This is a genomic window from Bradyrhizobium sp. 1(2017) (genome assembly GCF_011602485.2).
Lineage (GTDB): Bacteria > Pseudomonadota > Alphaproteobacteria > Rhizobiales > Xanthobacteraceae > Bradyrhizobium.
Window position 1 is genome coordinate 3488163 of sequence record NZ_CP050022.2, and the last position, 20114, is coordinate 3508276.

The 20114-nt window shown below is 59.7% G+C and carries 27 protein-coding genes and 1 tRNA gene; 10 read left to right on the forward strand and 18 right to left on the reverse strand.

Features of this window, described 5'->3' with window-relative positions:
• The first annotated feature begins 7 nt into the window (after nucleotides 1-7).
• The 6 genes from HAP40_RS16195 to HAP40_RS16220 all read left to right on the forward strand — a co-directional run bounded on the left by HAP40_RS16195 (nucleotide 8) and on the right by HAP40_RS16220 (nucleotide 4360).
• Complete coding sequence (locus HAP40_RS16195; RefSeq protein ID WP_208024769.1) at nucleotides 8-1138, forward strand: iron-containing alcohol dehydrogenase; 1131 nt, start codon at nucleotides 8-10, stop codon at nucleotides 1136-1138.
• Between the two features lie 60 nt (nucleotides 1139-1198).
• Nucleotides 1199-2170, forward strand: coding sequence for a Bug family tripartite tricarboxylate transporter substrate binding protein (locus HAP40_RS16200; protein WP_166816873.1), 972 nt, complete (start codon nucleotides 1199-1201; stop codon nucleotides 2168-2170).
• Between the two features lie 487 nt (nucleotides 2171-2657).
• Nucleotides 2658-2731 (forward strand) — tRNA-Gln (locus tag HAP40_RS16205).
• Between the two features lie 411 nt (nucleotides 2732-3142).
• Nucleotides 3143-3508, forward strand: a complete 366-nt coding sequence (locus tag HAP40_RS16210; RefSeq protein WP_166816872.1) for a hypothetical protein — start codon at nucleotides 3143-3145, stop codon at nucleotides 3506-3508.
• Nucleotides 3498-3935: a helix-turn-helix domain-containing protein gene (locus HAP40_RS16215; protein WP_166816871.1), complete on the forward strand. Its 438-nt coding sequence runs from the start codon at nucleotides 3498-3500 to the stop codon at nucleotides 3933-3935. The genes HAP40_RS16210 and HAP40_RS16215 overlap by 11 nt, the downstream gene beginning before the upstream one ends.
• Entirely contained in the window at nucleotides 3932-4360 is a 429-nt protein-coding gene (locus HAP40_RS16220; RefSeq protein ID WP_166816870.1) for a DUF6941 family protein, read from the forward strand. Before HAP40_RS16215 ends, HAP40_RS16220 begins: the two co-directional genes overlap by 4 nt.
• 23 nt (nucleotides 4361-4383) lie before the next feature.
• On the opposite strand, the gene HAP40_RS16225 is transcribed toward HAP40_RS16220, so the two are convergent.
• The 6 genes from HAP40_RS16225 to HAP40_RS16250 all read right to left on the reverse strand — a co-directional run bounded on the left by HAP40_RS16225 (nucleotide 4384) and on the right by HAP40_RS16250 (nucleotide 9727).
• Entirely contained in the window at nucleotides 4384-5058 is a 675-nt protein-coding gene (locus tag HAP40_RS16225; RefSeq protein ID WP_166816869.1) for a hypothetical protein, read from the reverse strand.
• On the reverse strand, nucleotides 5049-5792 hold the full coding sequence (locus HAP40_RS16230) for a terminase (RefSeq protein WP_166819478.1): 744 nt from the start codon (nucleotides 5790-5792) through the stop codon (nucleotides 5049-5051). The genes HAP40_RS16225 and HAP40_RS16230 overlap by 10 nt, the downstream gene beginning before the upstream one ends.
• Nucleotides 5792-6436, reverse strand: a complete 645-nt coding sequence (locus HAP40_RS16235) for a hypothetical protein (RefSeq protein WP_166816868.1) — start codon at nucleotides 6434-6436, stop codon at nucleotides 5792-5794. Before HAP40_RS16235 ends, HAP40_RS16230 begins: the two co-directional genes overlap by 1 nt.
• A gap of 200 nt (nucleotides 6437-6636) precedes the next feature.
• The gene (locus HAP40_RS16240; protein ID WP_166816867.1) at nucleotides 6637-6825 is read right to left on the reverse strand and encodes a hypothetical protein; all 189 of its coding nucleotides are present in this window, start codon (nucleotides 6823-6825) and stop codon (nucleotides 6637-6639) included.
• A 475-nt stretch (nucleotides 6826-7300) separates the two neighbouring features.
• The gene (locus HAP40_RS16245; RefSeq protein WP_166816866.1) at nucleotides 7301-9001 is read right to left on the reverse strand and encodes an AAA family ATPase; all 1701 of its coding nucleotides are present in this window, start codon (nucleotides 8999-9001) and stop codon (nucleotides 7301-7303) included.
• Between the two features lie 138 nt (nucleotides 9002-9139).
• Nucleotides 9140-9727 carry a hypothetical protein gene (locus tag HAP40_RS16250; protein WP_166816865.1) on the reverse strand — a complete coding sequence of 196 codons (588 nt, stop codon included), beginning with the start codon at nucleotides 9725-9727 and terminating at the stop codon, nucleotides 9140-9142.
• 95 nt (nucleotides 9728-9822) lie between these two features.
• Between HAP40_RS16250 and HAP40_RS16255 the strand changes: the two genes are divergently transcribed.
• Complete coding sequence (locus HAP40_RS16255) at nucleotides 9823-10119, forward strand: hypothetical protein (protein WP_166816864.1); 297 nt, start codon at nucleotides 9823-9825, stop codon at nucleotides 10117-10119.
• Between the two features lie 3 nt (nucleotides 10120-10122).
• Here the strand turns inward: HAP40_RS16255 and HAP40_RS16260 are convergent, their stop codons facing one another.
• The gene (locus HAP40_RS16260) at nucleotides 10123-10437 is read right to left on the reverse strand and encodes a hypothetical protein (protein WP_166816863.1); all 315 of its coding nucleotides are present in this window, start codon (nucleotides 10435-10437) and stop codon (nucleotides 10123-10125) included.
• On the reverse strand, nucleotides 10434-10925 hold the full coding sequence (locus HAP40_RS16265) for a helix-turn-helix transcriptional regulator (protein ID WP_208024768.1): 492 nt from the start codon (nucleotides 10923-10925) through the stop codon (nucleotides 10434-10436). The genes HAP40_RS16260 and HAP40_RS16265 overlap by 4 nt, the downstream gene beginning before the upstream one ends.
• A gap of 129 nt (nucleotides 10926-11054) precedes the next feature.
• Between HAP40_RS16265 and HAP40_RS16270 the strand changes: the two genes are divergently transcribed.
• Genes HAP40_RS16270 through HAP40_RS37340 form a run of 3 tightly spaced genes read left to right on the forward strand, consistent with a single transcriptional unit; the run spans nucleotide 11055 to nucleotide 11960 of the window.
• A complete protein-coding gene (locus HAP40_RS16270) occupies nucleotides 11055-11483 on the forward strand; it encodes a hypothetical protein (protein WP_166816862.1) in 429 nt (142 codons plus the stop codon).
• Nucleotides 11480-11641: a hypothetical protein gene (locus tag HAP40_RS16275; protein ID WP_246741087.1), complete on the forward strand. Its 162-nt coding sequence runs from the start codon at nucleotides 11480-11482 to the stop codon at nucleotides 11639-11641. Before HAP40_RS16270 ends, HAP40_RS16275 begins: the two co-directional genes overlap by 4 nt.
• Complete coding sequence (locus HAP40_RS37340; RefSeq protein ID WP_414645402.1) at nucleotides 11625-11960, forward strand: HNH endonuclease; 336 nt, start codon at nucleotides 11625-11627, stop codon at nucleotides 11958-11960. The genes HAP40_RS16275 and HAP40_RS37340 overlap by 17 nt, the downstream gene beginning before the upstream one ends.
• A gap of 123 nt (nucleotides 11961-12083) precedes the next feature.
• On the opposite strand, the gene HAP40_RS16280 is transcribed toward HAP40_RS37340, so the two are convergent.
• From HAP40_RS16280 to HAP40_RS16325, 10 genes are all read right to left on the reverse strand, one after another.
• On the reverse strand, nucleotides 12084-13523 hold the full coding sequence (locus HAP40_RS16280) for a discoidin domain-containing protein (RefSeq protein WP_166816860.1): 1440 nt from the start codon (nucleotides 13521-13523) through the stop codon (nucleotides 12084-12086).
• Between the two features lie 42 nt (nucleotides 13524-13565).
• On the reverse strand, nucleotides 13566-14429 hold the full coding sequence (locus HAP40_RS16285; RefSeq protein ID WP_166816859.1) for a hypothetical protein: 864 nt from the start codon (nucleotides 14427-14429) through the stop codon (nucleotides 13566-13568).
• Nucleotide 14430: 1 nt separating this feature from the next.
• Nucleotides 14431-15129 (reverse strand): hypothetical protein, encoded by a 699-nt coding sequence (locus HAP40_RS16290; protein WP_166816858.1) that lies wholly within the window; start codon nucleotides 15127-15129, stop codon nucleotides 14431-14433.
• Nucleotides 15126-15350, reverse strand: coding sequence for a hypothetical protein (locus tag HAP40_RS16295; RefSeq protein WP_166816857.1), 225 nt, complete (start codon nucleotides 15348-15350; stop codon nucleotides 15126-15128). The genes HAP40_RS16290 and HAP40_RS16295 overlap by 4 nt, the downstream gene beginning before the upstream one ends.
• Entirely contained in the window at nucleotides 15347-15862 is a 516-nt protein-coding gene (locus HAP40_RS16300) for a hypothetical protein (protein WP_166816856.1), read from the reverse strand. The genes HAP40_RS16295 and HAP40_RS16300 overlap by 4 nt, the downstream gene beginning before the upstream one ends.
• A gap of 4 nt (nucleotides 15863-15866) precedes the next feature.
• A complete protein-coding gene (locus tag HAP40_RS16305) occupies nucleotides 15867-16604 on the reverse strand; it encodes a hypothetical protein (protein ID WP_166816855.1) in 738 nt (245 codons plus the stop codon).
• Nucleotides 16605-16644: 40 nt separating this feature from the next.
• Nucleotides 16645-16845: a hypothetical protein gene (locus HAP40_RS16310; RefSeq protein ID WP_166816854.1), complete on the reverse strand. Its 201-nt coding sequence runs from the start codon at nucleotides 16843-16845 to the stop codon at nucleotides 16645-16647.
• A 93-nt stretch (nucleotides 16846-16938) separates the two neighbouring features.
• Nucleotides 16939-17160: a hypothetical protein gene (locus HAP40_RS16315; protein ID WP_166816853.1), complete on the reverse strand. Its 222-nt coding sequence runs from the start codon at nucleotides 17158-17160 to the stop codon at nucleotides 16939-16941.
• Between the two features lie 175 nt (nucleotides 17161-17335).
• Nucleotides 17336-18601: a tyrosine-type recombinase/integrase gene (locus tag HAP40_RS16320; protein ID WP_166816852.1), complete on the reverse strand. Its 1266-nt coding sequence runs from the start codon at nucleotides 18599-18601 to the stop codon at nucleotides 17336-17338.
• Between the two features lie 234 nt (nucleotides 18602-18835).
• On the reverse strand, nucleotides 18836-20062 hold the full coding sequence (locus tag HAP40_RS16325; RefSeq protein WP_166816851.1) for a peptidase S8/S53 subtilisin kexin sedolisin: 1227 nt from the start codon (nucleotides 20060-20062) through the stop codon (nucleotides 18836-18838).
• Between the last annotated feature and the right edge of the window lie 52 nt (nucleotides 20063-20114).

The window sequence follows — 20114 nt, forward strand, 5'->3', positions numbered from 1 at the left end:
GCGTACGATGACCAATGCCTTCACGCCCATCGAGATCCTTCGTCCGACCGTCCTCGAATTCGGCTGCGGCACGATTGCCGCTGCGGCACGCTTCGCCGAGCGGATCGGTGCGAAACGGCCATTGGTGATTTCCGATCCCTTCAACGCGCGCCGCGTCGACACGCTGGCGCTGCCGGGCGTCGTGAAGGTGTTCGGCGACGTGAAGCCGGAGCCCGACCTGCCCAATCTTGAAAAGGCGGTCGCGATGGCGCGCGAAGCCAAGCCCGACCTCGTCGTCGGGTTCGGCGGCGGCAGTGCGATGGATCTCGCCAAGCTGGTTGCGGTGATGTGCACGAGCGATGCGGCCTTCGCCGACATCGTCGGGCCGGAGAAGGTGGCGGGCCGCAGCGTGGCGCTGATGCAGATTCCCACCACGTCCGGGACCGGCAGCGAGGCGGGCACCCGTGCGCTCGTCACCGATCCTGTCAGCCAGAACAAGCAGGCAGTGCAGAGCCGGTTCATGCTGGCCGACATCGCCATCGTCGATCCGGATCTGACGATGACCGTGCCGAAGGAGGTCACCGCGGCGACCGGCGTCGACGCGCTGGCGCATTGCGTCGAGGCCTATACGAGCCGCAAGGCGCATCCCGCGATCGACCTCTATGCGCTCGAAGGCGCGCGGCTGGTCGGACGGTATCTCAAGCGGGCGGCGGCCGACGGCGACGATCGCGAGGCGCGCGCAGGTCTGGCACTGGCCTCGCTCTATGGCGGCTACTGTCTGGGGCCGGTGAACACCACTGCCGGTCATGCGGTCGCCTATCCGCTCGGCACGCGCCATCATATCGCCCATGGCCTGGCCTGCGCCGTGATCTTCCCGCACACGCTGGCGTTCAACATGCCGGCCGTGAAGGCGAAGACCGTCGCCGTGCTTCAGGCGCTTGGATTGCCGAAGCAGGGCGATGCAAAGCTGGCGTTCGACACCACCTACCAGTTCTGCGCCGATCTCGGCATCGAGATGCGGCTGTCAGCGCTCGGCGTGCCTCGGGACGACCTGGAGGTGATGGCCGATGAGGCGCACGCCATTCGCCGCCTGCTCGACAACAATCCACGCGACCTCGGCCGGGATGCGATCCTGAACATGTACGAGGTCGCGTTCTAGCCGTCCCCGCCGCTTGCGCGCGGCAGCCAATCAACAACACGGAAAACAGAGGAAACTTCGATGAGATCGATATGGCTTGTTCTTGCCTCGCTCATGCTGCTGGCGGCCTCGCCGGCAAAAGCCCAGGACGCTTATCCGTCCAAGCAGGTGACGGTGATCGTTCCCTTCGCCGCCGGCGGCACCGCCGACATCTTCGCGCGCAAGGTCTCCAACCATTTGCAGATGAAGCTCGGCAAGCCCTTCGTGGTCGAGAATGTCGGCGGCGCCGGCTCGATCCTCGGCGTGACGCGGTTGGCGAAGTCGGCGCCTGATGGCATCACGATCGGCGTTGCCAGCACGTCCGCGCTCGCGATCAACCCGTCGCTCTATGGTCCGAAGCTCAGCTATCAGCCGGACAAGGATCTTACGCCCGTCGCCCAGATCAGCGTCGTGCCCAACGTGCTCGTCGTCAACCCCAACAAGATCAAGGCGCGCACCGTACCGGAACTGATCGCCTATCTGAAGGCGAATCCGGACAAGGTCTCGTTCGGCTCGGCCGGTGTCGGCACCTCGCAGCATCTCGCCGGCGAGCTGTTTCAGCAGATGACCGGCACCAAGATGGTGCACGTGCCCTACAAGGGGTCCAGCCAGATGCTGACGGATCTGCTTAGCGGCCAGATCGATCTTGCCTTCGACAACGTGCCGCTGCTGCTGCCGCAGGTGAGGACCGGCCAGCTCGCACTGCTCGCGACTGCGACGCCGAAGCGGGCCGCCTTCGATCCGGAAGTGCCCGCCGTTGCCGAATTTCTGCCGGGCTTCGAGGCCGTGGCCTGGCACGGCTTCTTCGTCCCGGCTGGCACGCCGAAGCCGATCGTCGAGAAGCTCTCGGCCGAGATCCGCGCCTTCATGCAGCAACCGGAGACGGTGCAGAAGATGGTCGAGCTCGGCGCTACCGCGGTCGCGCTGGATTCCGAGCCGTTCGCAGCCTACATCACCGCCGAGACGGCGCGGTGGAAGAAGGTGATCGAGGCTGCGAACATCAAGCTGGACTAAAGCGTGACGAGATCAAGTCGCCGCTCGGCGACATGATAAACTTCTCGCGTCGACCATGACTCGGCCGCTTCACGGCGGCCGGGTGCAGTCCTGTCCAGATTTCGCGCTTCGTGCGTTTACGTCGGGGACTGGAACGTGCAGGTCACGCCGATCGGGTCGTTTGAATCTTTCTCCTTCCGTGTCGTCGCGCGTGAGACAATGACGGTACGGTAAGGATCCGCGAAAGCCGCGCGCATCTGGATCATGAGCGCGTTGTCTGCGAGTGTCATCAGACGTCCAGGCCCAAGCGGCTCCGATGATGTTCAGTCTGAGGCGGCCGGGGCAAAGTCCAGCTGTTGAGGAGAGGGCGACCCGTCCACCGCGGCGCTTGCCAGCCCATGGCCGAGCGGGTAGAACGCTGCCACGCCTGAGCCGTGATTTGCGCCAAACGCGCTTCCGGCAACAGTTGAGCAAATCAGCAAGTCATTGAATTTGTTCGACTATTCCTTGGGGAATGGTGTAACGGTAGCACAACAGACTCTGACTCTGTTTGTCTTGGTTCGAATCCAGGTTCCCCAGCCACTGTCTAAATCACTGTAATTGTTGATAAAATTGGCCTTACGATCGATCGATCCGGGGCCATTTTTGTGTTGCGCCTGTCGCGCCAAAATCATGCGCTAATTCAAGGACTCAAGTCCAGTCAAGGCGGCTCGGCGCGACACGGGGCGCGACACGGTTTGTGTGAATATCCAACTTTCCTGATCTGACGCCCTTGTGTGCTCGCGCTACGGTTGCGAAAAATTAATCCTCGGAACGGGCGCACATTTGCCACTCGGCAACTATTTGATCGGAAAGTAGTTGACAAAAAAGTCAACCGAAGCGCATCTCTTGAGCCTGCACCGTGCGGGAAGGCTTGCCCATTATGATCGAACTCTATGGCCCGACGATACATGCCTCCGACGACTTTGGGTTCATCCAAATGTCGCACGCTGGATGAACCAGCCCGGCAACAACGACAGCGAACGCAAATACTTCGCCCAGGTGCGCGCGTTTTTCTCAGCCTTCGTGGCGGGGAATGACTTCGACGATGACGACATGCTCAAGGCACTCTCAGGAGGGCAAGATGGAATTTGGGAATTTAGAATCACTTTCCTGCCTCAAGCGCGTGTCCTCGGCGCCTTCCTGCGAAAAGGCGAGTTCGTTGCGCTCACTTTCGACAAACGGTCGGACCTTGCCGCGCGTGGGTTCGGACCTCTGATTGCGTCGACAAGATCTCGCTGGGCAGGCTTATTTCCCGGCGAGAGCCCATCGATGTTGAGCAGGCACCTCCTATTGCAGGAGTTCGAAGATGACATTTGAAATTAAAGAACTGAGTCAAAGCGAGCAGGCCGATTTCAAGGCAGACGGACGTATGCGTGCGTATCTGTCGATGAAACGCGCATTCAAGAAGCGCGCCTCTGAAAGCGGCGTAACAGTCAAATCGCTTGCTAAGGCTATAGACCGAGACAAAGGTCAAGTTTCCAGAATCCTCTCGGGCCGCAGTGCTGGTGTGACCCTCGATACGCTGGTGTTGATCACGTCTGCGCTAGGATTTCGCTTGTCGTTTGACGCAATCCCAGTCGAAACAATGCACAAACGAAACAGAAATGTTGCCCCTGCCAATTGGCAAAAGGTGGAAGCTCTTAAGCTGAAGGACAACCCACGCGGCCTTGCCGTCTACGTTACTGGCACGACGAAGGCCAACACCGGCAGCACATATTTCAAATACGTTGACAATCGAAAATGACGCCACTGAAAGTCCGCTACGTACTCGTATCCGATTACGCTACGGTCGATCATGCCGGAAAGCTTGTTATCGCGGGGCTGTACACCGAGGACATGGTAGTTCCTGCGCTGCCGGCAATGTTTTCCACTCTGGTGATCACCATACTTACTGAAACACCGACTGAAAGCGTCAGCTTCCGCTTCACGGTTGAAGCTCCTAGCGGCGCGGTGGCGGCAGGTGGCGGAGGTAAGCTTGATCCCTCGGAAAATCTTCAGGGAACGAGGCCTCGCGCGATTGTTGGGTTTCAGTTTAACAGCATAGTGTTTACGGAAGGCGGCGAATATAAGCTTGTTGTTTCGGATATGGACGGCCCGGACAGACATGTGATTCACCAGTTCCGAGTCGTTGTCGATCCAAACGCCAGGCCTGACAACGTGGTAGTTTAATTCGCTGCAGGCTAAGCTTGACTTTAAACCCGCAACTCCCAACTGTCCGTCCGCGGCCCCGACGTCGCCCACCATATCCCGTAACTCACGGCCAACACGATGTCATCGTGCTTGCCGGCTCGCGCCGACCAAGTGTTGGCGCCCGATGCAGTGACGTGCCGTTGAAAGTCGCGCAATTCGTCGCGCAGCGACTCCGCCTCCGTCAAAGCCGCTGCGACGTGCAGTTCTTTCGAGTGCATCGCAGCTTCCAGCTTCGAAATCAGGATCGTTTTGGCCACGCGGAAGATGTTGCCTTCCTGCGTCTGCTCGCTGCCGGCGGTGATCTGCAATCGGATCGGCCGCAATCCGTTCGCTTCCATCAGGTCGACCACGCCCGCGCCAACGCCGCTTTGGTCAATGACCAGCTTGGCTTTTGCGCTCTTGAGTGGTTCGCGCTGCATCAGTTCGCCGATCGCGTGGGCTTGCGCCACGTAGTTCATTCCGAGCGGGAGCCGCTGCAAATGCACAAGGTCAAACCGCTGCACTGAGTCCTGTCTCCATGTCTTCGTCGCGTGGTCGGCCTTTCCAGTGCCCGTACCCTTGATTGTGTGATGCATGATGCCGATGGCCGTACTGTCGACCGACTTTCCAAGGTCCACGCCGACAACCCATGCGTCCCGGTCACGCACTTCAACCACACGATACCCGTTCATACCCATAGCGGCCGCAACTCCTTGTCAAAGATGCCGTCGATAATCTCGTTCGGAAAGGCGGCCTCCTGATCGTCCAAGAACTCAAGGCCGTACTCCGTGCGGAAGGTCGTTTCGCCGAGTGCCTTCCGTTCGCTTGCCAGGAACTCAGGCGTGATCCGTGGGCACATGTCAGGCGTGACCCGGATCTTTTCGAAGTCAGATTCGGGATCGATCCAGCCCTCGTAAAACCAACCACGCTTTGCGGCGCCAGTGGTGAGGCCGATCAATTGACCGCGCGGGTGCACCGCCAGCATGGGACGGACGGCCGCATAGATTTCGTCAGAGACGCGAGCGCCTTCATCGATCAGCACCAGGCGCACGCGGGCGATACCGCGCACGTTGTCCGCCTCGCCAGGCAGGCCGATGATGCGGGAGCCGTTGGGCAGCTCGATGCGCTGCACGGCATCGTTGGCCAATTCCGCGCCGGCCAGGTGCAGATAGCGTCCCTTGGCGCGGCGGATGAATTCCGAGCTGATGCGTTGGGCCGGGCTGATCACGACAATGGTTTCGCCCGGCTCGGTGTGCGCCACGTGGTCGGCGAGCAGCACGCACGTCTCGGTCTTGCCGGCCTGGCGGCATGCCAAGATCAGGCCGCGGCGGGGCGGCCGGCGCAAGAACGCTCGCTGCCATGGGTCAGGCTGCACGCCGCAGTCATTGGCGAATGCCACGGGGTCGCAGGCATACGCCAGGTCTCGCGCCATCAGGGACAAGCTGGGGCCTCCGGTGGCGGGACGGGGCAGGGCGGTGGCGCCGGCTTCGCCTCGATGACCAGTGGCGCCTTGCCGGCGGCCCTGGTGATGTCGTCCGCGGCCTGTGCCTCAATGCCGGCCAGGGCCCGGCCGACCGCGATCCGCGCGTCAGGGAAGGGGGCGAGGGCGCGCAACAGCACTTCACGGAGGCGCAGATAGTCCGGGTGCGTCAAAATGTGCTGGTGCCGCGTCTCATGGACGTTGACCAGCACTCCGAGCAGCTTCGAGACGAGTTGCAGGTTGTTGGTGATCGCCGCTTCGCCGCGGATGGCTGCCCCCGGGTCGCCAACGGCTACGGCCAATTCGATATGGTTCGCTAGGCGGGCACGCTGATGCACGAGGTGGTGCAACAGGTTCTCACCCTCGCTCACCTTGAGTGCGTCGAGGTCAACCGCGCTCGGATGCAGGGCGTGCTGCACAGCCGCCATCATCTGCGGCGACAAGTGGTTCTTGCCGTGGCGCTGGACGCTGTGCGGCGACAGGTTGAAGCGCTTGCCGATCGCGTCATGACCAAGCCCATGCGCGAGCGCGACGTCTACGCTGTGGCGGTGCTCGCTGTTGCAGACTTGGCAGGATCCGGGGCCGGTCTTGACCATCGAGAGTTCGCTTTCAGACAGCGCGAAAGGCGCCCTCGACCCGCATCACCGGCCAAGGGCGCAACATAGGCGCATCACGTTTCGGAAAAGAACGTAAAGTCAGCGGTTTAGAATGTGACCCAAAGATATAAAATCCGTTAATCGCTCGGGCTGTGACGAAGCAGGCGCGAATTGGCTGGAAAACCGGCGCGGATTGACGATCAATCCCGCTCGCGCAGCTGTTCTTCGAGCGCGGCGATTCGCTGCCCCAGTTGATGAACATGCCTGACCAGATTGATCGCCAGGCGGCGCGAAATCCGAACGCTCTGATCTTCAACGGCACTGATACGCCGCTCTTCGTCTATGTTGTGAAGTTGTTCGGCCAAGTCGTGAAGATCTTCGATTGCCATACGTTAAAACCTTTCGATTGAAGACGAGACTGACCATTTAGTTTACGATGCCGGATTTGCCAGTATTGCCGCAACGCCAAAATGCCCGTCTGCGCGTACCCGCGTAGCGTTTCACCCGGAACAATTTCCATGGTCTGAAGGTTTTGACTTCCGGAAATAGAGGGAGACAACACCATGAACGGCATCATCTATATAATCGGACTTATCGTAGTGATCGGTGCAGTGCTTTCGTTCTTCGGCTTGCGATGATCGAAGATCGCCGGCTATCGTTTTCCAATTCACTTCCACGTTGACAACGCTCGTTGGTTCATTGGTTCACCTATGGGGATATGGATGAACCGAACCAGACGATGATGGGGCAAAAATGCCCCCCATCGTATCGTCCGTGGTTCACCGAGTGGTTCAGGTGAATCAGATTGATATTCAAGGTTTTTTTGCCTCTGTTGGTTCGGTTTTGGTTCACTCGTTGGTTCGCTCAACTAGCACCTGGAAATCGTGCGGGCGGCAGCGGTGGTTGGTTCACGCCTGAACCACGCGAATCCATGGCGTTTAATTCCCGCTGGCCCGTGCCGGTCAAAGTCCAACCGCTGCGCTCTGACCTGATCAGCTTTTGCTGCTCCAGCTTCTGCGCAAGGCGGTATACGCGGCTGTCGCTCATCCTAAGCAGTTTTCCGATGTCGCGCCGGCTCTTGCGTGGGTGCTGATCAATCGCACGCAACAGAGCGTCTTCATCCCTCTCGGTCGCGCGCTCGCGCTCCATGATGCCAATATCCGAGACCGGCCGCGCCACAACGGTCGGAATAGGGCGCCCCTTTGTGTCGCGCAGTTTCGGATGCTGCATTGTGACCAGTTCGAAATGGACCGGCTCGAACGACGGCCCGCGGAACTTGCCGAGGGGCTCGAAGGCGATGACTTGACCATCCCGGCGCAAAGCGACGTTCCCGTCGACCTCGTTAAGGAACGCCCCACCACCTTTTGGGATCAGGTCATCGTCACCCGCGCGCTTGGTTGGATGGGCGAGGGCGAGCACGCAGGGGCCGCCCGGAATTTTTGTCATGGACCGCAGCAATCGGGCGTAGTTGCCCATTTGGACGTTGTCGTTGTCGTCATCGCCCTCGAAATACGCCGCGACCGTATCGACGACGATCAGGAACGGCTTCAGGCCCTTGGCTGCGACTTCGGCTTCGATGTTCGTGACGTTCTCCGAAATCTTCACTACGCCGTTGATGAAATGCACGTCCACCGCTTCCGGGTCGATTCCCATCTCTTGGGTCACGCCGAGCCAGCGCGCCTGCACGTCAGTGGGGTTTTCGCCGGCCGCATAGATCACCGTGCCCTTTTCAACCTGAATGCTCCCCATCGGACGACCCGTCGCCACGTGTGCGGCCAGGCGCATGGCCGCGGCGGTCTTGCCGCCCCCGGTCTTGGCTGTCATCGAGTAACAAAAGCGGCGCTGAAAGATCCGGTCGACGACATAGTCGGGCGGTACGAAATCGCGGACGAATTGAGCGGACGTTTGGATTAGATTTGTGGGGGCGGGCGCTTTGAACGGAATGACAGGCATTGGGGGAGTCTTCTCCAGCAGTTCGCGGAAACGGCGTTCAGTCCAGCGTTCGTATTTGACTCCATTAATCTCGGGACGGCCGTCCGCCAGCCACTTGGCATAACCGGCATCGTCGAGGTCAAAGAACCGGTCGAGCCACTTGAGCCGGCTTGCCTCGTGCGCATCCCGTTCGACTTTTGCCGCTGCGCGCTGCGCACCCACCTTGGCCGCCATCTCGTTCAACGTCGCTTCAGTCCGTTCCCAAGCCTCGCCACATGGCTCGTAGCCGCGCTCCTTCTCGCCGGCCAGGACGTCGATGATGAGTGTGTCAGTCCAGTGCTTTGGGCAGTCGTACCGCCGCCATTGGTCAACAAGCGCAGCCTCATATTGCTCCAATGTCACGGGCTCGTGGATGCCGGGTATCCAGCAAGGTGGCTCATACTCGAACATCAGATCGCGCCACAGCGCAAAACCATCGCTCGGCCAGAGGCGGTGCATGTCCCAGCCAAGACAGAGCGGTGGTGACATTTCGGGTTCGGTGCTGCCAGCCCACCATTCGGCGAGATCGCGCAATGCCTCGATCGCGACCGGCGTCGCGAGGCGTTCGGCTTCATCTAGTTCAAGTAAGCACATCGGGAGACTCCTTTGATCATTGGAGCCCGGGCCAAGAGTTGATTGCAAAAATCGCGGAACGTGATAGGTAAAGGCCGCCAAGCAATTCACCGAGACGTCCGCGGCCCTGCGATCAGCCTTGATCCGGGGCCGTTTCGTCTAGTCGGGCGCTTTAAGTTCCAGCAGTTTCGCAATCTCCAGCAACACCCGACCGTGAAATACGGTCAGACGCTCGACATCGCGCCGCTTCCGCTCGCCCCGCTGGTAAAGTGTGTTGGCGAATTGAGCCACTTCGTCGGGCGGCCGATCGAAGATCGATAGCGAAACGAACACGCCATCAGCGTCAAAATTGGCCGTCACGAGATCGTCACCGCGTTCGAGCCTTTCTTTGATCCGCGGCACGAGCATATCGCCAATGAAAAGCGCGAGGCCGTGACCGGCTGTTTTCGCTGAGAGATGTGCAAGATCGTCAGCGTAGTCTTTCGGATTGATGAGAAATTCGTGCATCGGCAGGTCGAGAACGCGCTTCACTTCTTTAGCGAAGTCGCCGCCGCGCTCATGGTCGACCGCGAGCGAGATCAACCACACCGCTGCGTCACGCGCTGTCATCTCGGCTGCGCCGCGGCCGTGTCCCTTAATGTTGAGCAAGCCAGCGGCTCTGAGATGCCGGCCGTATAGATCGACCGTCGAAAACGGCTCTTCGAGTAAGTCAGAGAGTGCCTTTGCGAGATCGCCAGATGTAGCCATTTACGCGGCTCCGTACTTTATCGGTAGTTTTTCCTATTGAATTATGTTCTATACCTGCTATCCTTAAAAAATCAATTACGCGCAGGGGACACCCAATGCAGTTCGACACTTCCACATTTGCCAATGGCGCCGCCTTCGACCGTCATGCTCCGGAGGAGCGCCGCTATCGTGAAGCGGTGCAGACCTTTGCTGTCGACGCCAGCCCGAAGGCCATTAGCAACGCAATCGCGGCAGCGCGTCGATACGGTCTTCGACTGACCAGGGCAGACGCACGGGAAGCCGCCGTGATGGGTCTGCGTGACCGGCTCCTGACTCTACCGGGATATACCGAGGCGGATGTGCAACGGCATGCGGCCCGGCGCGGCCGGCGTGAACGCCACTATTACGCCTGACATTCATTCGCCGGGCGGCCGGGCTTTTGCTCGTGCCGCCTTTCGCTTCGTCGGTAGACGAGACAGCACGAGATCCAGCGCTGCCTTCGATCGCTCCATTGACGCCGCATCTGGTCGGCTCAACGGCATGACCTTCGTCGCCCGGTAGTTGGTGCGAACCGCCGCGTCGACGTTCGCCGCGGTCGTCAGGAGCTTCTTTCCTGGCCGGTAACAGACCAGCTTTCCGGCCCGGTGCATTCGCTTCAAGGTGTCCGCGTCGGCGCCAGGGATGAGCTTGGCGGCTTCATCGAGCGTGATCAGAGGCGCGTCATCTGTCATCGAGGGCGCCCCCTCTTGTTTGGAGCTGGTTTGTCGCCCTTGATGGCTTTCCATGCATTCCAAAGGCCCTGCCTCAACTTCTCAATTTCAGCCGCAGGTTTCGTTGCATAAGGACCTGCGAACTCGGCTAGATGATCTGTCCATGCAGCATCGAAGTCGTCCTCCCATTTGTAGCGTGGCCTTGAATAATCATTACCGGGAATGCCTTCCCGTTTCTCCGCGTCTTCGCGAATCCACTTTTCGAGTGCTGCATCTCCCTCTTCCTGCGCTTTCCACGCTAAATATGGATCGCCTTTGGGTGCAGAGGCGACTTCGATCCCCGACAGCTTATCTAGGGCGAGGTCAATTGCCTTCCGGTCCCAGCGGCGGCCGATAACCGGTCGGGGCATTGATCCATGCGCGACCCACTTCGACCATGTGGCCGGCGTCACGCCGCAATAGCCAGCGGCTTCGGATCCGGACATCAACCGTGGTTCAGGCATGGTCATAAATGATGGCTACTAGCACGGGCGCGGCGTGGTTTATGTTGACAATTTACACTAGCAATTTTTTACACAGAAAGTTCTAGTTGCGCTTGTCTTCCGGCTGCGGTTTGATGGCCTCGGGGGAATTTTCAAATGCGTATTTCGGCAATTGCGGTTGTCTGCACAGTGCTTGGCGGCTGCGTTATCACAAGCGAGAGCGCTGAACCTTACGTCGCGGGATATACCGCGGACGAGCTTCGCGAACTGACGCAAACGGAGAAGTCGATCCTTGCAAAGGAGTTCTCGAAAAGCCTCAAGGATCCCGATTCTGCAAAGTTCGAATGGACAAAGGTGCCCAAGAATTGGTCTGGCAAGAGTATCCTAGACTACTGCGCCACTCTCAACGCAAAAAACTCCTACGGCGGCTATGTGGGTCTCCAACCCTTCGTTGGTCGGATCACTATTGCCGGTGGCAAAATTTCAGGCGGTAGCATCACGGGACTTGCGTCAAATGCGGGCGAGCGACAGATCGTGACTGAGATGTGCGCCAAGAAGGGGTTAGATCCGAGCCCGCGCGTATGACCGGACACGAATTTCTTACCATCGCATCAAGACTGAAGGAGCAGTTCTATGCCGCCGAAGAACATACTCGTCTACTCGGAGAAGAAGATAAACGCTGCTACGCTCAGACGTCACTTTTTGGAATGGCGAGCGGAGCGGAATTTGCCAACGCGATGTGATGAGCCCACCTGCAAATTTCACAACAAGCCCCTAGAATGGAATGGCAAACCCCTGCCGCTAATTCTTGATCACAAGAACGGCGTCAACTCTGACAATCGTCCCCAAAACCTCCGACTTCTATGCCCCAATTGCGATGCCCAGTTAGAGACCCGAGCCGGGGGTAATAAGGGCCGAGTGAAAAAGTCCTCGGGCGGTTTTGGGCTTGTGAGAGGGGTCGCAGGTAAGAAGAACTATGTACTGCCGACTGAGCCGGGCCATTTCGCTTTGACCGGTGGTCAGGCCAAAATGACCATCCATTCCCCAAAAAGGAAGTCATGAGTGAACCAACGCGCGTCCGCGCCGGCTCGGTCGCAGTAGCCACCTCCTAAGCGTCCTCAGTCTCGATGGTCACTTTCTCGCCAAGCTTGGCACCTCACATCCCGATGCCTCCGCTTGGTAGACTCAATGCACCGTCAATGACACCCCGTGAATCGGGATCGATTTGTTGTTAAACGTCTTGATCCGCGCGGCGAACGATACTCCTGACGTGCAGGCCGTGTCCGCTGTCTCGGCAATCGAGCGGCCACCTTGCCCGTTAGAGGACACAAGCGAGAGAGTTGCCGCCGACCAGTTTGTGCCGCCGTTGCAAGTCACCTCGACGGTCAAATCAGTGTTGAGCGTTGGTGTCGCTGTGTTGTCGTACTCGATCAGCACCCGGCCGTTGCTCACAGTGGCATCACCGAACGTCGATTGCGCGGTCGTGACCACCGTCATATTGCTTGGAGTGCTGACGTAGCCGTTCAGATCCTGCAACGTGACATTGACAGTCGAGAAGTCAGTTGCTGGCAGAATGATCGCGACGTAGCGAGCCGTTACGGAACCGTCCCTGGTTGTCGTCGCAGGCGTCGTGCTGGTCATCGGCAGATTCGCGCCCAACTGCGTCCAAGTCGTCCCATCGGTTGAGTAATAAAGGCCAGTTCCTGAGTTGCCGCCCGCGCTCTGCGAGAGGCCGACGGCCTCGATCCTAGTTATCGTTTGGTTCGAACCGTAATCGATTTTGGCCAGTATTCGGCTATTGATTGCAGCAGCCGACAGGTTGCCTGGAGCTGGGCTAATCGATGTGCCCGTGTTGTTGTCGTTGATGTTGCCAGCAGTGCCACCGAGCGGCGCGGTCGGCGTCCCGCCGGTCACCCTGGTAAATCCGCTGCTCGGGAGCACCCTCTTGCCGGATGTGTCCACCGTGTAGTTGGAGCTTGAGCCGGCGGCAATACCGTCGACCGCGCAACCCGCTTCAATTTCGCCCTGCCAGTGCTTTAGCGCTAGCAAGGCGACGTCGTCGAAGGTCACTACTGCGGCCAATGCCGATCCGCCCACGATGCACGCCTGCTTCCCCCACACCGGGTATCGATTTGAGCGCTGCGCTTCCATGATTTCGAGACCTAATTCAAGCGGATCATCCTTGATCGCGAAATCATTGGTCACGGCCGGTCTAAAGCGGCAGCACGTGTCATCGATGTCTTCGACATTGACAGTGCCGTCGACCATATTTCCTTCAATCTCGTAGACGCGCCTCGTGCGATCCTCAGAGAAGCCAGCAACGAAAACTGAAAAATGCGTGCTCGCGCTTACGCCGTCGAAATCGCGAATGAGCAGTTCGACATAATGTCGTACGTCATCCTTCAAAGCCTCGACGGATCGGGGTACGGTCGAGTTGATCAGAAGGAAAAGCTGATCCTTGATAGCCGTGCTACCAGATGTGGCGACCGCCGCTCTAGCGCTCGGGACTGGCAATAGCTTCGTGCCGAAGCCAACAGTGACGCCGCTGGCATCGTACATCGCGGTGTCGCTAAAAAGAAAAATCGCGTCACGTCCCGGAATCTGAATCAAATTACAAGCGGTCATCGGTCTTACCTTCTTTCCTTCGGATGGTTTTGTGCTTCGGCGTCATAGATCCCGCCTTTTCTTCGCGCTCTGCACGATCCGCACGGTGTCCGCGTAGCGAGCGGCGCGATCGCGGGCCAACTCCTCGCGGAGTTGCGTGACGGTCTCAGCGGACGCGCCTTCGCCGATATTGATCTGCCGATTATCCTGCATGACCACGGCCGGGCCGGAACCGCCAGCGGCCGAGCGCGCCATGTTGCCTACGAGTCCGCCGTCGGCGTACCCGCGCAGGCTGTCCAGATTGGCGACGCCGACACGGCGCACCGTCACGGCGTCCATCACATATTCGCCCTTGTGGACGATGCCGGCGGGCTCGTATTTGCCACCCCGACCCGTGAAGCCGCCACTGGCGAACCCTATGGTGGGCATTGAATAGCCGCCCACGTCGACGGAGCCAGTCACGCCATTGCCAAGCCCGAAAAAGGAAGCAATGCCACCGGTTGAGCCACCAAACGCCGACGCGAAGAGCTTGTCGGCCGCTATCGACGTCAGCTTGTCGCTGAGCTTGCCGAGCGCATCGAGGCCGGCGGATTTGAACGCGTCCCATGCATTCGCGCCGCTACGGATCTGTTGGTTAAACGTCGTGAAGAATCCGCGGTTGACGCTCATCCCCTCGACCATCAGGGAGTCGAGTTGTTTTCGCGCGTTGGTCGCGTCGTTCAACGCTTGTTGCAGTTGAGGCAGCGCCGCGCCGGCTACCTTGGCTTGGTCTCTTAATTCCTCGATTTGCTTGGTGGTGTAGTTCAGCGCTGCATTGAACTCGTTTAGGTTCTTTGGATCGATCAGACCTTGTTCCTGCCAGGCCCGAAGCTGATCACCGGCCGCCTTGGTGGCGTCCTTCATCCTGAAAATGCCGATTTGCGCCATGTTAGTGCTCCCCGTCCCAAGTGCGCCAGTCGATCGGCGCCGGTGACATTCGTTCGCCGATGTGGTCGTCTGGCCAGTGGTGAAAAGTCCGCCGATCGATTCCGTCAGGTCGGATGACAGTCAGTTCAGCCCAGCCGCCTACTCGCGAGAAACCGTCTTCGGCCGGCGTACGTCGTTGCAGTTCGAGCAACTTGCGCAGGCCGCGCTCGATCGCCTCTGGTGCATCATTCGGACTCGGCTCGACGAAGCTGGCCGCGGCAATTAGTTCGTCCGATGGACATGGACCAAATGCAGTTGAGTTCATGGCCATAGGCCAAATGAGATAGGGGCGCGATCCGATGCCGCTGCTGTCGTGCCCAGGCGTCCGGATGAAGAACACCATGGGCTTTCCACTAAAGAAGCCGGCGAAAATTAATTCGAAGTGGGAGTTCAACTTGAACTTATCGACGATCAAAGGCAGTTCGCGGGGTGCGATGCAGACCAGTTCGTCAAAACTCGATGCTCGGAGGAACAGTTCACGAGCGGCGGTGTCTAAGCCGTACGAGTTGCCGCGCCCCGTGATCACCGCCGACCACTCGGGAATGGGTCGCACCTTCGATCGGAATTCTGTCACGACTCCATTATCCAGATAGGACGCCGCGTCCGTCGCAATCCAGATGGCCCCGTGCTTTTTGGATGCGACGAAGTTGTTGGCGGTCACGGGCTGATCACCTTCAGCGCCATATCCAGCTTCAGACCGATTTCGCCCGCAACGTCGAAAACCGATTCCAAGCATGGCGGCGACGGACCTTCCTTGGCGGCCCGCAAGCGATCGAATGCCTGGTCACGGACCGCTTTCAAGGCAGCTTCATCGGCGCCGCTTCGGACACCATTCAGCAACTCGGTTTCGAAATCCGTGACGATCTGTTTCAGTTCGGTCATGCGAACCCACCGCTGAGAATAAATTCAGCCGATGCGCCGTCGGCATTTTTGCCCACGAGCAGCGCGCCGGTCGAATATTGCGTGCTCAATTCGGACGTGCTCGAACGCTTCGTCGCGCCGGATCCTGCCGACACGGTGATCGTTCCGGTGCTCCACATCATGAAGCCGCAGGAAAAGCACTCGGGCAGGTCGGGCGGAACGGTGATCGTTACGTCTGACGTGTCGTCGCAGCGCAAAACCTTGCCGTTGTCGTCGGGGCTCAGCGTGCGATTGCCGGTAAAAGGGACGACGTCGCTGTAATAGACGGTATAACTCGCGGTGCCGGAAATTGCTTCGATGGTTACGCGCTTGGCAGGATCGCCGGTCGATAGTCTGCGCTTGTCCCCCGATCGCAGCCACCAAGTGCGACCGCCTTCGATCGTGACCGAAGCTTCGCCGGCCGTCGAAACCTCTAGGATCCGATCGGCCGGAACGAAGACTGCGGCTGAGTTGCCCTGTGATACGGAGGACATGGGATCACTCCGCCGCAGCCGCGAGCGTGCCGAGCAAGTTCAGCGCCTCGGGGTCTTGGCGCCGGTACAGTTCGTCAAAATCGGCGGCGGAGCCCGCCAACAGCGGATCCACCAACGGCTTTGCCCACACTTTGAAATCGGTCGAGTGCGCTACTTCAGCCGCGGCGCGGATTTCCTTGTCGGTTTCGCGAATGAGTTCGTCCGCCATCTCCATTGCCGCGACGTCCGCCGCGATCTTAGCCAGCTCTGCGCCGTGCGTCTTCCGCAGCATGTCGTTGACCAGTTCGGAGTGGACACTCGCGGGGACACCGCTCAATTCGGCCGGCGCCCGGGCCACTGCCGCGGCGATGTCCGGATGCAGGCGCTGCGCGCGCTCCCGCTGTTCCTGCGGCAGACCGCGAACGTAGGCTCGAAATTCCTGATCCTGAAGGACGCCGGCCAAATCTTCCTTTTCGCGGCCCGGCAACTTCGGCAGCGACGACTTGATCTCGGCGCGAAGCTTTCGCAGTGAGACTCGAGCCTGTGCGTTGCTCTTGACGTAGTCAGCGATTTCATCACGCTTGGCCGCTTTGCGTCCGATTTCGTTCAGGTGTTCCCACCGAGCCGACTTCTCCGCCCCGGCCGCCTTTTCTTTCGCCCCATTTTTAATCCCGAGTTGAAGGCGCATGATCTCGCCGACTTGCTTCTGGACAGAGCGGCTTGCGTCGAGCGTGTTGATGAAGTCGGGCCAGAATTTGGACATGTATGTTCCTCTTTGAGTAGGTGTTGCGGTCGACGCGAAATCACCACTTCCGCGGATCGGGCGGCATGATGTGGGTGACGCCGTTCACAGTGCTGCTCATCGGCGCAGGCGTTTCCGATTTGTGGGGACCGAATGAACCGTCGGACTCCATGCGGTGTTGACCGCCCGTGTCGACGTGGTGACCGAAACTGCCGTTGGACTCGGCGAGCGGCGTGTTGGGAACGATGACGACTTTGGACATTGCAAGCTCTCCTGGTTGATTGGGGTGGCGCGGCCCGGTGGGGGGATCGGCACCAGCGCCGCGCCGTACAGCCACCGCGATGCGGCAGCTAGCTCAAGCGGCGACGCTTGCGCGTGGGGCTTCGGTGAAACTGGAAAGGAAGGTGGGGACATGCATTCCCCAGCGGCCGGCGACCTTCTTCGCGCCAGGCACGCGGTTTTGTTCGAGCATGAACCAAGTCGCTTCTTTCGAGCGACCGAGGTACTTGCCGATCTCGGCCGCGCCCCACACGAAATCGTCGGGCTTAGCCATAAGCTTTGAATTTTCGGTTTTCACAGCGAGACTCCGCGAGGGACTCGCTGATGGGCATAACTGCCGAAGCGAGCCACGTATGGCATCAAGCTCCCGGCAGCATCCCGCTGTCGTAAAGGACCGCTACGGCATCCCGCCGCTGGTCCCGTAGAGAGTAAGTGCGTCCATTAAAGCGCGCTAAAGCTTAAGCAAACCTTACCTAGCCGAACTTGCCTTCTGCCGCGGCCAATTCGGCCGAGTCGTCCGCACGTGGGAAGAGGTGTCCGTAAAGATCGGCCGTGATCGCGATGTTGGAGTGCCCAAGTCGTTCGCTCACGACCTTAAGCGGCAGCTCTAAGCCACCGTCCACTTTGCGATTTATGCACCAGCTAGCGAAGAAATGTCGCAGCGCGTGCAGGCCGGTATATTTGGCGGTGAACGTAGGCTTGCCGTCCTCATCGCGAACCGGTTTGCCTTCGTTGTCCAAGGCCGGCGCTGTTACGCCCGAGGCGACCATAGTTGGAATCAATCCGCGGGTGATGATGTTGGCGTGTGATTCGACCTTTCCGGAGCCGTTCGGAAATACATAGTGCTGCGCGCCGTCCGAACCGCGCGGGCACTTTAATTTCCATTCCTTGAGCGCTTTGAGGGTAGTCGGAGGAATGGGCACCGTGCGTTCGCCAGCTTCCGATTTCGGCCGGCCGATTTCGTTGTAGGCATCGGCGCGCTGGTGGACGTGCAGTTCACCTTTCTTCAGATCGACATCTTGCCAGCGGAGTCCTCGGAGTTCGGAAGCTCGGAGCCCGCATCGGATCGCCACGAGCAGGAAAGGGCGCCATCTACCGTCGGCGGCACCAAGCAGCGCTTCGATTTCCGATGGAGTAGGGATGTCGACGCCGAGTTTTAATTTACCCTTCGCCCGGCGCTCTGCCTTTCGCTCTTTGCCACGCTTTCGGTTGGCCTTGAGGCTGCGCACGACGTTCTGACCGACGTGGCCGCGCTCTTGAGCATCGGCAAGCACGGAACCAAGCGAGCCCGTTACGCGCTTCACCATGTCAGCCGACCGTGGCGAGGCTTCGGCCTGGCCCGGAGCAGGTGTACCCTTCCGAAGTTTGTCCTGCCAGTCCCGCACCACGCCAATGGTCAGGGCGGACAGTTTCAAGCCGCCGAGGTACGGGTTGATGTGGTCACGCAAGTGCTGATCGTAGCCGTCCCGCGTCGTGCGTTCGAGATCTGCGCAAGCGTCAATCCAGTTGCGACCGGCTTCGGTTACGGTGGGACTTTTCGATGCGGGCACGTGTGTGCCCTTGCCCAAATCGACTCGCACTTGGGCCTGGAAAGCGTCTGCATCCTTCTTGCGATCGAATGTCTTGATGACGCGCTTGCGCTTACCGCGGCTGTCTAGCTCCGGAATGCTGTACTGGACCACGTAAGCTTCGCGCGTCTCGCCGGACGAGGTAGTCCATGCGCGTTTTCTGACTGACATCGGCCCCGCTCCACCGCTTGATTGCACTGGAGTATACTTGAGGCGCGACAAAGGCGCAACATGCGGCGAATTTTTGTATGTTTTTCAGTGCGAAATCGAAGACTCTGACTCTGTTTGTCTTGGTTCGAATCCAGGTTCCCCAGCCAGCCGCCCGACGAAGGCCGGTGGTCGCCATCCAAGCGGCTCTGCAAGTCCGCAACCTTGTTCGGGCGCCGCCGCCATGGCCGCCGTTCCTCAAGCTCCCGTCACCTCCTCGCAATATTCGGCAAACGCCTTGACGTTTTGCATGTATCGCTCGGCGGCTGCGCCCGAGCCGTTGTAGGCCTTGATGGCCTTCCAGAGATTTCCGCTATGGGCGGTCAATTTGCTGTCGAGCTCGCCGACGGCGCGGCGCAGGCAATTGTCGAAGCTGTACCATTCCTTGTTCTTGAAGAAACCTTCCGCGGGCTCCACGTGCTGCAGGTCGTATTGAAACAGGCCGTAGCCCTTGTAGACCCAGGGCTTGTCGCCCCAGCCTTGCAGGCGACGGGTCTTGTTCGCCTCCTCGATCAGCATGTCGGTGAAGGGCTTACCGTGTTTGTTGCGAAACGCCTGGGTGTTCACTGGGAAAGCGCGGCGCGAAGTGCCGGGGTAATCGCCGCTCGCATCGAACACGGCGCGCTCGACGATGGTCTGCACCGAGTGGGTGCCGAGCCAGGGAATCCACTTATAGGCGGTTTCCTGGCACACGATCGCGCAGAGATGTTTGGGCTTGTAGGCCTTGCCGGCGCAGGCGTTGGTGATCTGGTCGCCGAAATTCTCCATCAGCCATTTGGCGCAAATCAGCACCGATGCCTTCGAGATCGGCAGCAGCAGCGCCGTCTCCGCCGATACCGCTTCGAAAGCAGGGGCGGGCGTCGCGGTGAGCTGTCTCGTCGGTTCGCCGTCGATGACGATCGAGGCACCCTTGATCCGGGTCGAGACTTCATGCGCGAAAGCGGCGGGTGCATGGGCTTTCAGGCTCTCCAGCAGGGCGATCACCCGGCGGCGCGAATCCCAGAAGTCGATCAGGTCCTTCGGGCCGACGGCGCCGGTCGGATTGAGACAGCCGATGCTCGACAGATAGAGATTGGGCGGATGCGCGGGGTGAATCAGAATACCCGTTCGCGCGCCGGTCCCGAGCAGCAGGACGGCGGGCATGGGCGGTTTGCCCGCCACGTCCTGATTCATGGAGTAGCGGATCGAGCGGTACTGACCGAACTGCGTCCACAGCGGATAGGTCTTTGCTTCGACGCGCTTGCCGTTGCCCGCGGTCTTGTTGTCGCCCGGCCCCAATCTTTCGCAGATGAAGCCCGCGAGGGACGGCTGCGCTTCGCCGTCGACATAGACCTGGTAACTGCCATAGGTGCGTTGCCTCGACCCGCTCTTGTGCATCCCGAGGCGCCTGAGATGAAGCTCCCATCCCGTTCCCACGATCGGCATTCGACGCTCCCTGTCAGATCATCGCGCTACTTTCACCCGGCTGCTGCCAACG

Coding starts and splice junctions, on each gene's coding strand:
- HAP40_RS16320 (WP_166816852.1), bottom strand. CDS start 18,601: ATGTCAGTCAGAAAACGCGCATGGACTACCTCGTCCGGCGAGACGCGC.
- HAP40_RS16275 (WP_246741087.1), top strand. CDS start 11,480: ATGACCGGACACGAATTTCTTACCATCGCATCAAGACTGAAGGAGCAG.
- HAP40_RS16295 (WP_166816857.1), bottom strand. CDS start 15,350: ATGACCGAACTGAAACAGATCGTCACGGATTTCGAAACCGAGTTGCTG.
- HAP40_RS16265 (WP_208024768.1), bottom strand. CDS start 10,925: ATGACCATGCCTGAACCACGGTTGATGTCCGGATCCGAAGCCGCTGGC.
- HAP40_RS16220 (WP_166816870.1), top strand. CDS start 3,932: ATGACGCCACTGAAAGTCCGCTACGTACTCGTATCCGATTACGCTACG.
- HAP40_RS16255 (WP_166816864.1), top strand. CDS start 9,823: ATGCAGTTCGACACTTCCACATTTGCCAATGGCGCCGCCTTCGACCGT.
- HAP40_RS16240 (WP_166816867.1), bottom strand. CDS start 6,825: ATGGCAATCGAAGATCTTCACGACTTGGCCGAACAACTTCACAACATA.
- HAP40_RS16260 (WP_166816863.1), bottom strand. CDS start 10,437: ATGACAGATGACGCGCCTCTGATCACGCTCGATGAAGCCGCCAAGCTC.
- HAP40_RS16310 (WP_166816854.1), bottom strand. CDS start 16,845: ATGTCCAAAGTCGTCATCGTTCCCAACACGCCGCTCGCCGAGTCCAAC.
- HAP40_RS16305 (WP_166816855.1), bottom strand. CDS start 16,604: ATGTCCAAATTCTGGCCCGACTTCATCAACACGCTCGACGCAAGCCGC.
- HAP40_RS16280 (WP_166816860.1), bottom strand. CDS start 13,523: ATGACCGCTTGTAATTTGATTCAGATTCCGGGACGTGACGCGATTTTT.
- HAP40_RS16195 (WP_208024769.1), top strand. CDS start 8: ATGACCAATGCCTTCACGCCCATCGAGATCCTTCGTCCGACCGTCCTC.
- HAP40_RS16230 (WP_166819478.1), bottom strand. CDS start 5,792: ATGGCGCGAGACCTGGCGTATGCCTGCGACCCCGTGGCATTCGCCAAT.
- HAP40_RS16300 (WP_166816856.1), bottom strand. CDS start 15,862: ATGTCCTCCGTATCACAGGGCAACTCAGCCGCAGTCTTCGTTCCGGCC.
- HAP40_RS16225 (WP_166816869.1), bottom strand. CDS start 5,058: ATGGGTATGAACGGGTATCGTGTGGTTGAAGTGCGTGACCGGGACGCA.
- HAP40_RS16325 (WP_166816851.1), bottom strand. CDS start 20,062: ATGCCGATCGTGGGAACGGGATGGGAGCTTCATCTCAGGCGCCTCGGG.
- HAP40_RS16235 (WP_166816868.1), bottom strand. CDS start 6,436: ATGGTCAAGACCGGCCCCGGATCCTGCCAAGTCTGCAACAGCGAGCAC.
- HAP40_RS16285 (WP_166816859.1), bottom strand. CDS start 14,429: ATGGCGCAAATCGGCATTTTCAGGATGAAGGACGCCACCAAGGCGGCC.
- HAP40_RS16200 (WP_166816873.1), top strand. CDS start 1,199: ATGAGATCGATATGGCTTGTTCTTGCCTCGCTCATGCTGCTGGCGGCC.
- HAP40_RS16215 (WP_166816871.1), top strand. CDS start 3,498: ATGACATTTGAAATTAAAGAACTGAGTCAAAGCGAGCAGGCCGATTTC.
- HAP40_RS16245 (WP_166816866.1), bottom strand. CDS start 9,001: ATGTGCTTACTTGAACTAGATGAAGCCGAACGCCTCGCGACGCCGGTC.
- HAP40_RS16270 (WP_166816862.1), top strand. CDS start 11,055: ATGCGTATTTCGGCAATTGCGGTTGTCTGCACAGTGCTTGGCGGCTGC.
- HAP40_RS16210 (WP_166816872.1), top strand. CDS start 3,143: ATGAACCAGCCCGGCAACAACGACAGCGAACGCAAATACTTCGCCCAG.
- HAP40_RS16250 (WP_166816865.1), bottom strand. CDS start 9,727: ATGGCTACATCTGGCGATCTCGCAAAGGCACTCTCTGACTTACTCGAA.